Genomic DNA, 8939 nt, shown 5'->3' with positions numbered 1-8939 from the left:
CCGGCGAACACACCACCGGCGAACGCGAGACCAGCAACAGACAGCATGCTCTTACGGAAGATCGTGTTCATGAGGGGTAGCTCCTTCGGGGGTAGAACACCCACACCGCCAAGAGGGGGGCGGCGGCAAGGGTGTGAGCACCTCGTCCGGCGCTGCACAAACAAAGGGGGAAAAGTCTGAGGGGGTGACACCCGGTGGGGTGTCGGGGTCGGCGACCTGCCGAGCGGAGGGCTCGTGGCGCCGGGACCATGTGTAACGACCGGCGGGCCGGGGTCATTCCGGGATCGGCCCGCCCGCCGGCACCCTCGTCGGGGCGGCGCCTGCGGTCGTTCGTGGGGGTCGTAACGACCGAGCGCGGGTCGGCATTCCAACCTGCGGGACCTGCATCCCATACCCCTGGGGGTCGGGCGGCGAGTCGGTGTGCTGCGATCGTCAGGGTATGTAACGACCCCGGCCCCGCCATGATTCCGGCCCACGAGTGCGCCCAGTCACCACCCACAGCCACCCAGCAATGGACAAAACACCCACGCCCGCGGGGCCCACCGGCGCCGAACCGGCCCCACTCGCATGATCCACTCGGGTTCACGGAAGGCGGGGCATCCCGGACGCCGGGACACCCCGACTTCATGAAACCCGCGTCGATCACGATCGGGCCGACCGCGCGAGGGCGGCACAAACCGGACGGACTTCGCGTCCGAGCCGATCGTGTCGGCGCGCCTGGCGCAGCGTGCTGGGATCGACCTGAGCGACACACGCTCTGGTGGGCGTTACCCTGACACCATGCAGGCCGTCTCCCCCACCGCGACCGGCGTGGCCTTTCTGGCCCGCCCGGGTCGCCCCGCTGTGGTGGCGCGGACGCTCGCCGAGCTTGCCGGCCCCACCCGAGGTGTGGTGGAGCTGCCGGTACGGCTGATGTGGAACGCCGAGCGCACCTTTGACCTCGGCGACCCGGACCAGCTGCTCTGGATGTACGAGAACGTGCTTCGCGAGACCACTCGGGCCGAGGATCTGCGCGCCCTGATCGACGGGCGGACACTGCGTCGGGTGTGGCGACTGCTCAACCTGCCTCGGGGCGTACGCCAGGCGTGGGAGAGCCGGCACCGCGGCCTGCGCGCGGCGTGACCGAGCCTCATCTGCACGAGTTCTACCGGGAGGTGGCCCGGGTGGCGCTTGCCGCCGCCGGGCCGTACCGGTTCGTGCTGGGTGGTGGGGTGGCGTGGGCCGCGCACGGGCTGGTCGCCCGACCGACGGAGGATGTGGATCTCTTCGCGGACGTGGAGGGTGCCGCAGCGGCGGCGTCAGCCGGGGTGCGGGTGGCCCTGGAGGGAGCCGGGTTCATCGTCAGTGACGCCGACCCGGACAGCGAGCTGGCCGAACTGTTCGACGGGTACGAGCAGGACATGAAGGACTTCGTGGTGAGCCGCGACGGACGGCAGATCCGGCTCAGTCTCGCCCGGTTGGACCGCCAGCAGAGCCCCGTGGTGATGGACCTCGGCCCGGTGATGGACGTTCGTGACCTGGTGGCGAACAAGATCGCGGCGTTGGTCAACCGGCGGGAGGTTCGCGACTTCATCGACGTGGCCGCGGCCCTCGACCACTACGACGTGGCCGAGCTTTTGGTGCTGGCACGGCAGGTCGACCCCGCGCTGGACCCGGACGACGTGCGCGCCGCCGGCCGCTACCTGGACCGGCTCTCCGACCAGCGTTTTGGCCGGTACGGCCTGGGCGCGGCCGACGTCGCCGCGATTCGGCAACGCTTCGCCGCCTGGCCCCGCTGACCGGGTGGGCATCCCGCGCGGACGCCCACCCGACGGTGTGTCACTTGGTCGGTCGGCCGCCCGTGACCCCGAGGATCTCGCCCGTCACGTAGCTGGACTCCTGCGAGGCGAAGAAAACGTACGCGGGTGCCAACTCAGCCGGCTGCCCGGGACGCCCCTCCGGGGTGTCGGTGCCGAACTGCTTCACCTTCTCCTCCGGCATGGTGGCCGGGATCAGCGGCGTCCACACCGGCCCCGGTGCGACAGCGTTGACGCGGATGCCCTGCTCGGCCAGGTCGGCGGCGAGGGCCTTGGTGAAGTTGGCGATCCCCGCCTTGGTGGTGGCGTAGTCCAGCAGCTGCGGCGACGGGTCGAACGCCTGAATCGACGACGTGTTGATGATCGCCGACCCCTCGGCCAGGTGCGGGATGGCGGCCTTGCAGAGCCAGAACATCGCGTACAGATTGGTCTTGAACACCCGGTCGAACTGCTCGGTGCTGATGCCGAGGATCCCCTTGTCCTGCGACATCTGGTACGCCGCGTTGTTGACCAGGATGTCGAGGCCGCCCAGGTCGCGCACCGCCCGGTCGACCAGTTCCTGGCAGTGTGCCTCGTCGGTGATGTCACCGCGTACCGCGACGCCCCGCCGGCCGGCGGCCTCGACCAGCCGGATGGTCTCCCGGGCGTCGGCGTCCTCCTCCTCGCCGAGGTAGGAGATGAGCACGTCCGCGCCCTCCCGGGCGAAGGCGATCGCGACCGCCCGGCCGATCCCCGAGTCACCGCCGGTGATCAGCGCCCGCTTGCCGTCGAGCTTGCCGCTGCCCCGGTACGACTCTTCCCCGTGGTCCGGCTTCGGGGTCATCTCTGCGGTGGAGCCGGGCGCTGACTGCTGCTGTGCGGGCTGACCGGACTGTTGGCCGTACTGGCTGGTCGGGTCCTGCTGGGTGTGCTGGTCCTCGCTCACTGAAACTCTCCTCACTGCGCGCGGGAAGCGGGGGCTCTCCCGCGAATACCGTCCCAGACCGCCCTACCCCGCGTCGGCCTGCGGAAACCGCTGCACCGATCGGGGCTGCCGTGGCGGGAGTGCCGGGTGCTGGTTATGGTGCGCAAGGCGCTCACGAGGCGCGTCCACCCCCATGGAAAGGCACGTCATGACCTCTCCCTCCGGCCCGTCGCGCCGCCAGGTGCTCGTCGCTGCGGCAGCCGCGGCGACCACCCCGCTGATCGCCGCCGCGCCCGCGCAGGCGGCCGGCGCGGCCCGGCCGCGCACCTGGGACCTCACCCTCCTGGGCACGTCGGACACGCACGGCAACGTCTACAACTGGGACTACTACCGCGACGCCGAGTACGACGACAGCAAGCAGAACGACATCGGCGTGGCGAAGCTGGCGACCCTGATCAACCAGATCCGTCGGGAGCGGCGCGGCAAGGCGACGCTGGTGCTCGACGCCGGCGACACGATCCAGGGCACGCCGCTGGCCACGTACTACGCCAAGCAGGAGCCGATCACCGCCACCGGGGAGAAGCACCCGATGGCACGCGCCATGAACGTCATCGACTACGACGCGGTGACCCTGGGCAACCACGAGTTCAACTACGGCCTGCCGTTGCTGGACCTGTGGATCCGCCAGCTCGGGTTCCCGGCCCTCGCCGCGAACGCCGTCAACGCGAAGACCGGCAAGCCGGCCTTCCTGCCGTACGTCATCAAGAAGGTCTCCCTCGGTTTCGCCGCGCCGACCCTGCGGGTCGGCATCCTCGGGCTGACCAACCCCGGTGTGGCCATCTGGGACAAGGGCAACGTCGAGGGCAAGCTGCGCTTCGACGACATGATCGCGACCGCCGCGAAGTGGGTGCCGATCATGCGGGCACGCGGCGCGGACCTCGTGCTGATCTCCGCGCACGGTGGTGACAGCGGCACCTCCAGCTACGGCCCCGAGTTGCCGAACGAGAACCCGGTGGCGCTGATCGCCCAGCAGGTGCCGGGCATCGACGCGATCCTCTTCGGTCACGCGCACAACGAGGTGGTCGAGCGGTTCGTCACCAACGAGCGCACCGGCACGCAGGTGCTGCTCTCCGAGCCGTCGAAGTGGGGCCAGCGGCTCACCCGGATGGACTTCACCCTGACCCGTGAGCGTGGCCGGTGGGCGATCACCAAGAAGGCCGCCACCATGCTGAACACCAACACTGTGGTCGAGGACCCGAAGGTGCTCGCCGCCGTACGGGCCCAGCACCAGAAGACCGTGGCGTACGTCAACCAGGTCGTCGCCAAGTCCACTGTGGAGTTGTCGGCGGCGGAGTCGCGGTACAAGGACACGCCGATTCTGGACTTCATCAACCATGTGCAGACCGAGGTGGTCGGCGCGGCGCTGGCCGGCACCGCGTACGCGGACCTGCCGGTGCTGTCGATCGCGGCGCCGTTCAGCCGGACCGCCGTCTTCCCGGCCGGCGACGTCAAGATCCGCGACGTGGCAGGGCTGTACGTGTACGACAACACCCTCGAAGCGGTAGTGCTCAGCGGGGCCGAGGTGCGCGCCTACCTGGAGTACTCGGCGAAGTACTTCCGCACCCTCGCGCCGGGCGCCCCGGTCGACCCGGAGCAGATCAGCGACCCGGCGGTGCCGGACTACAACTACGACGTCTTCTCCGGCCTGGACTACGACATCGACATCTCCAAGCCGGTCGGGCAGCGGATCACCCGGCTGGTGCTGGCCGGCACCGACACCCCGGTGGCGGACAACGCGCAGTTCGTGGTGGCGGTGAACAACTACCGGCGCAGCGGCGGTGGCAACTTCCCCGGCATCGTGAAGACCCAGGTCTACAACGCGCAGCAGGAGATCCGTCAGTTGCTCATCGACTGGGCGCAGGCCAAGGGGACGATCGACCCGGCCGACTTCTTCCAGCCCAACTGGCGTCTGGTCCGCGAGGGCGTGCCGGTCTTCTGACCGCAGCGCAGCACGAACGGGCCGTGGGTGGCGACACCCGCGGCCCGTTTCGCGTTTCTCAGCCCTGCACGTTCCAGCGGATCGGGTCCTCGGACTCCTCCGGCCGGTCGCGCCCGGGATCGGTCTCGGTCAGGGCCACCCGCTCGTCGGGACGGACGGCGGGCGGCAACTCCCCGAACCGGGCGTGGCGCAGAAACGCGTACTCGTCGTCGGTGAACGGCTCATCGGTCATCAGCGCCTCCTCCTGCTCCCCTGTGATTGTCCGGCCGCCACGTCGGTCGACACCAGTAGCCGGGCGCACACCCTCTAAGGCGTCCTAGGATCCTGGGTGAGGGGTGGTGGCCTGGTGCGATCGATGGGACAACCGGTCGAGCACCGCGAGGGCCAGCCTGATCGGGCGACGGCGCAGCATCTCGTCGAAGCTCGCCCGACCCTGACAGAACTGCACGAACATCCGCCAGCCCGGCGGGGTCGCCAACAGGGCGTGGAACACGTCCGGGCGACGGGTGAACACGTCGAGCAGCCGGAACCCGGCCCGCATCTCCGGCAGCAGACGCTCGGCCACCGCCCGCTCGTAGCCGGCCAGATCACCGTTCGCGACCGCCGCTCCGGCCAGCTCGCCGGAGCGCAACGCGAAACTGATGCCCTCCCGGCTCCACGGCTCCAGCAACCCCGCCGCATCCCCCACAACCAGCACCCGGCCGTTGCGCAACGGTGAGTCCTCCGCGCGGCAACGGGTCAGGTGACCGGAGTCGTGCTCCGCCGGCAACCCGGTCAGACCCAACCGGTCGACGAACCTCCGCAGGTAGTCGCGGGTCCCCTCCCCCGCACCCCGCCCGGCGATCACGCCGACGGTCAGCCGGTCGCCCTTGGGAAAGACCCAGGCGTACGAGCCCGGCATGTCGCCCCAGTCCAACAGCAGCCGGCCCCGCCACCGCTCCTGCTCGGCGGGCGGCACCGGAATCTCCAACTCCAGACCCAGATCCACCTGCCGGTACCGCACTCCGACGTGCCGCCCGGTCACCCCCGACGAGCCGTCCGCCCCGATCACGGCACGAGCCGCGATCGTCGTACCGTCGGCCAGCCGCAGGCGTACCCCCTCGGGGTCCTGCTCGATCGCGCGGACCGCGACCCGCTCCCGCAGTTGCGCGCCGGCGGCGACCGCCGCCTCGCGCAGCCGGTCGTCGAACTCCTCACGGCGCACCATCGTCACCACCGGACTGCCGTTGCGGCGGGTGAACTCCCGACGGCCGTCGCGGGTGAACGTCACCCGGTCCACCCGGTCGTGCGCGGGCACCTCGATCCGATCCTGAACGGCCGCCAGCGAGGTGCCGATCAGTCCACCACCGCAGGTCTTGTACCGCGGGTGCACGGCTCGCTCGACGACAAGGGTGGAGACGCCAGCACGGGCAGCGGCGTGCGCCGCGGAGAGCCCAGCAGGGCCGGCGCCGACGACGACGAGATCCCAAACGATCACGGAAGCAGCCTAGGGCACCTTCCTCGCCCGACCGCCGGACCCGCCCGCCGTCGCGACCGCCCGATCGGGTGTGCATCTTCGGGCACCGAGGGGGTAACCGGCGCACGGCAACCGCCACCGCAGTGGCGGACGAGCACAAGGAGGAACCATGCAGCAGGTGCAACTGTCGGAGGCCGAGCAACGGGTGTACCAGGCGGTCACCACCCTCGAGGCACGCGGGCAGGTGCCCTACCCGGACCTGATCGCCGAGGAATCCGGGCTGACCGCGGAGCAGGTGGGCAGCCCTCTGCACCTGCTCACCGAGAAGGGCCTGCTGCACCGCGAGGACTCACCGATGGCCGGCCTCGACTTCGGTCCCCGGTTCTGCGCCCGCCAGATGGCGTGACCGACGGAACCAGCCGGCACGGTTCGCCCCCCGACGACCCGGGTAGCGGTCAACCATGCATGACCGAGGGTCGACGGGGGGCGCGGTGAGCGCGGCGCAGACGCCGCAGCCGGTGACAGCGGCCGAGAACCGACGACGCTGGCAGGCGGTCGGCGTCGGACTCGTCGCCGCCTTCATGACGCTGCTCGACGTGAGCATCGTCAACGTGGCCGTGCCCTCCATCGACCGGGCACTGCACGCGTCGTCGAGCGACCTGCAGTGGATCCTCTCCGGGTACGCGCTCACCTTCGGACTGGCGCTGGTGCCCGCCGGTCGCTTCGGCGACGCCCGCGGTCGGCGCAACGCGTTCGTCTTCGGCATCGCCCTGTTCACCGTCACCAGCGCGCTCGCCGGGCTCGCCACCTCCCCGACCTGGCTGGTCATCGCCCGACTTCTGCAGGGCGCCGCCGCCGGCGTCGTCAACCCCCAGGTCATCGGGCTGATCCAGCAACTGTTCCGTGGGCCCGAACGCGCCCGCCCGTTCGGGCTGCTCGGCGCCACCATCGGCATCTCCACCGCCGTCGGGCCGCTGCTCGGCGGACTGCTCATCGCCATCGGCGGCGAGGAACACGGCTGGCGCTGGGTGTTCTTCGTCAACGTGCCCGTCGGTGTCCTCGCGGTGATCCTCGGCTGGCGGCTGCTGCCCGGCCGCCCCAGCGGCCAAGCCGGCTGGCATCGACTCGACCCCGTCGGCGTCCTGCTGCTCGGCGTCGGAGTGGTCCTGGTCCTGCTGCCACTGGTGCAGGAGCAGCAGTGGCAGACCCCCTGGAAGTGGGCGCTCATCCCGGTCGGCCTGGCGGTGTTGGTCGCCTTCGGGCTCTGGGAGCGACGGTACGCACGCCACCACCAACCCCTGTTCGACCTCCGGCTGTTCAGCTTCCAGTCGTACACCCTGGGGTCGATCCTGGCGCTCGTCTACTTCGGCGGCTTCACCGCGATCTTCTTCATCTTCACCCTGTTCCTACAGATGGGCCTCGGCTACAGCGCCCTCGTCGCCGGCCTGGCCATCACCCCCTTCGCCCTGGGCTCCGCCGCCGCCGCCGTGCTCGGCGGCCGCATCGTCAACCGCTTCGGCCGACCACTGGTCGCCATCGGACTGCTCACCGTGGTGGTCGGACTGGCCGCCACGGTGATCGCACTGCACCTCTTCCCGGACGCCCCGGCACCCTGGGTCACCGCCGGCCCACTGCTCGTCGCCGGCATCGGCAGCGGGCTGGTGATCGCCCCCAACCAGACGATCACCCTCTCCGAGGTGCCGGTCGGGCAGGCGGGCAGCGGCGCCGGCATGCTCCAGACCGGCCAGCGCATCGGCGCCGCCGCCGGCATCGCCGCCGTCGGCTCGCTGTTCTTCTCCACGCTGGCCGACAGCCGCGGGGACTGGACCAACGCCTTCGAACAGTCCCTCATGCTCGCCACCGGCATCATCGCGCTCGCGCTGATCACCGCGCTGATCGACATCTGGCGAAGCCACAACCACAAAACCTGATCGGGGTACGCCGATGGCCGGCACGCGGGTTGGGTGCCGGCCAGCAAGTCGATGTCGTGGTGCGGTCTGTGGCGGGGTCAGGGAACGGAAGTGCCGCTGGCCGGCACCCCGAGGTTGCGGGTGCCGGCCAGCGGCCGGTGTCGTGCTGTAGTGCTGCGGTCGTGCGGGTGGGGCGGTCTTGCTGGCGTGCTGGCGTGCAGTCGTGCTTGTGGTGCGGGTCAGCTGTTCCAGTGCTGGGCGACGAGGTCGGTGGCCTGCTGCTCCCACTGGGCGTAGGCGTCCGGGTAGGCCGACACCTGCACCGTCTGCGCGGCGTCGGTCAGTGGCATGTCCTGCCACCCGTCGACCTGCTTGAGGCCCTTGAGGAACGCGGTGGTGGAGTAGGCGGGGTCGGTGATCTGCTCCGGGGTACCCCAACCACTGGACGGGCGCTGCTGGAACAGGCCCAGCGAGTCGTGGTCGTTCATGTCGCCCAGGTGACCCAGGTTCTCCAGCTTCGACTCCTGCAAGCTCGTCGCGATCGAGATGACCGCGGCCCGCTCGGGCAGGCCGGCCTTCTTCGTGGCGGCGATGATCGCCTTCACGTTCGCGGTCTGCTCGCCGTTGAGGGTGATGTGGGACTGGTCGCCCTGCGGCTTCGGCGCCGCCGATTGCACGGCCACCGCGACGGGCTTGGCATCCACGGCCGGAGTGGCGGCGTGGGCGGCGATGGGGCCGGCGAACACACCACCGGCGAACGCGAGACCAGCAACGGACAGCATGCTCTTACGGAAGATCGTGTTCATGAGGGGTAGCTCCTTCGGGGGTAGGACACCCACACCGCCAAGAGGGGGGCGGCGGCAAGGGTGTGAGC

The 8939-nt window shown here is 70.4% G+C and carries 9 protein-coding genes; 5 read left to right on the top strand and 4 right to left on the bottom strand.

Annotation, left to right across the window (positions count from 1 at the left end; translation table 11 throughout):
• Window positions 1–780: 780 nt before the first annotated feature.
• Window positions 781–1122: a hypothetical protein gene (locus AB0C19_RS23815; RefSeq protein ID WP_357188735.1), complete on the top strand. Its 342-nt coding sequence runs from the start codon at window positions 781–783 to the stop codon at window positions 1120–1122.
• On the top strand, window positions 1119–1778 hold the full coding sequence (locus tag AB0C19_RS23810) for a nucleotidyl transferase AbiEii/AbiGii toxin family protein (protein WP_357188733.1): 660 nt from the start codon (window positions 1119–1121) through the stop codon (window positions 1776–1778). Before AB0C19_RS23815 ends, AB0C19_RS23810 begins: the two co-directional genes overlap by 4 nt.
• Window positions 1779–1818: 40 nt before the next feature.
• Here AB0C19_RS23810 and AB0C19_RS23805 read toward each other — a convergent pair whose 3' ends face one another.
• Window positions 1819–2721 (bottom strand): SDR family oxidoreductase, encoded by a 903-nt coding sequence (locus AB0C19_RS23805; protein ID WP_357188731.1) that lies wholly within the window; start codon window positions 2719–2721, stop codon window positions 1819–1821.
• 187 nt (window positions 2722–2908) lie between these two features.
• On the opposite strand from AB0C19_RS23805, the gene AB0C19_RS23800 reads away from it, so the two are divergent.
• A complete protein-coding gene (locus AB0C19_RS23800; protein WP_357188730.1) occupies window positions 2909–4699 on the top strand; it encodes a 5'-nucleotidase C-terminal domain-containing protein in 1791 nt (596 codons plus the stop codon).
• A gap of 58 nt (window positions 4700–4757) precedes the next feature.
• Here AB0C19_RS23800 and AB0C19_RS23795 read toward each other — a convergent pair whose 3' ends face one another.
• Window positions 4758–4931 (bottom strand): hypothetical protein, encoded by a 174-nt coding sequence (locus tag AB0C19_RS23795; protein WP_357188729.1) that lies wholly within the window; start codon window positions 4929–4931, stop codon window positions 4758–4760.
• Between the two features lie 84 nt (window positions 4932–5015).
• Complete coding sequence (locus AB0C19_RS23790) at window positions 5016–6176, bottom strand: geranylgeranyl reductase family protein (RefSeq protein ID WP_357188728.1); 1161 nt, start codon at window positions 6174–6176, stop codon at window positions 5016–5018.
• A 148-nt stretch (window positions 6177–6324) separates the two neighbouring features.
• Between AB0C19_RS23790 and AB0C19_RS23785 the strand changes: the two genes are divergently transcribed.
• Entirely contained in the window at window positions 6325–6561 is a 237-nt protein-coding gene (locus AB0C19_RS23785) for a hypothetical protein (protein ID WP_091397890.1), read from the top strand.
• Window positions 6562–6646: 85 nt separating this feature from the next.
• A complete protein-coding gene (locus tag AB0C19_RS23780; RefSeq protein ID WP_238685692.1) occupies window positions 6647–8086 on the top strand; it encodes an MFS transporter in 1440 nt (479 codons plus the stop codon).
• Between the two features lie 218 nt (window positions 8087–8304).
• Here the strand turns inward: AB0C19_RS23780 and AB0C19_RS23775 are convergent, their stop codons facing one another.
• Complete coding sequence (locus AB0C19_RS23775; RefSeq protein WP_357188727.1) at window positions 8305–8871, bottom strand: hypothetical protein; 567 nt, start codon at window positions 8869–8871, stop codon at window positions 8305–8307.
• Between the last annotated feature and the right edge of the window lie 68 nt (window positions 8872–8939).

The organism is Micromonospora sp. NPDC048842 (assembly GCF_040649935.1).
GTDB lineage: Bacteria > Actinomycetota > Actinomycetes > Mycobacteriales > Micromonosporaceae > Micromonospora > Micromonospora hortensis.
This window is presented reverse-complemented; position numbering and strand designations above follow the sequence as displayed.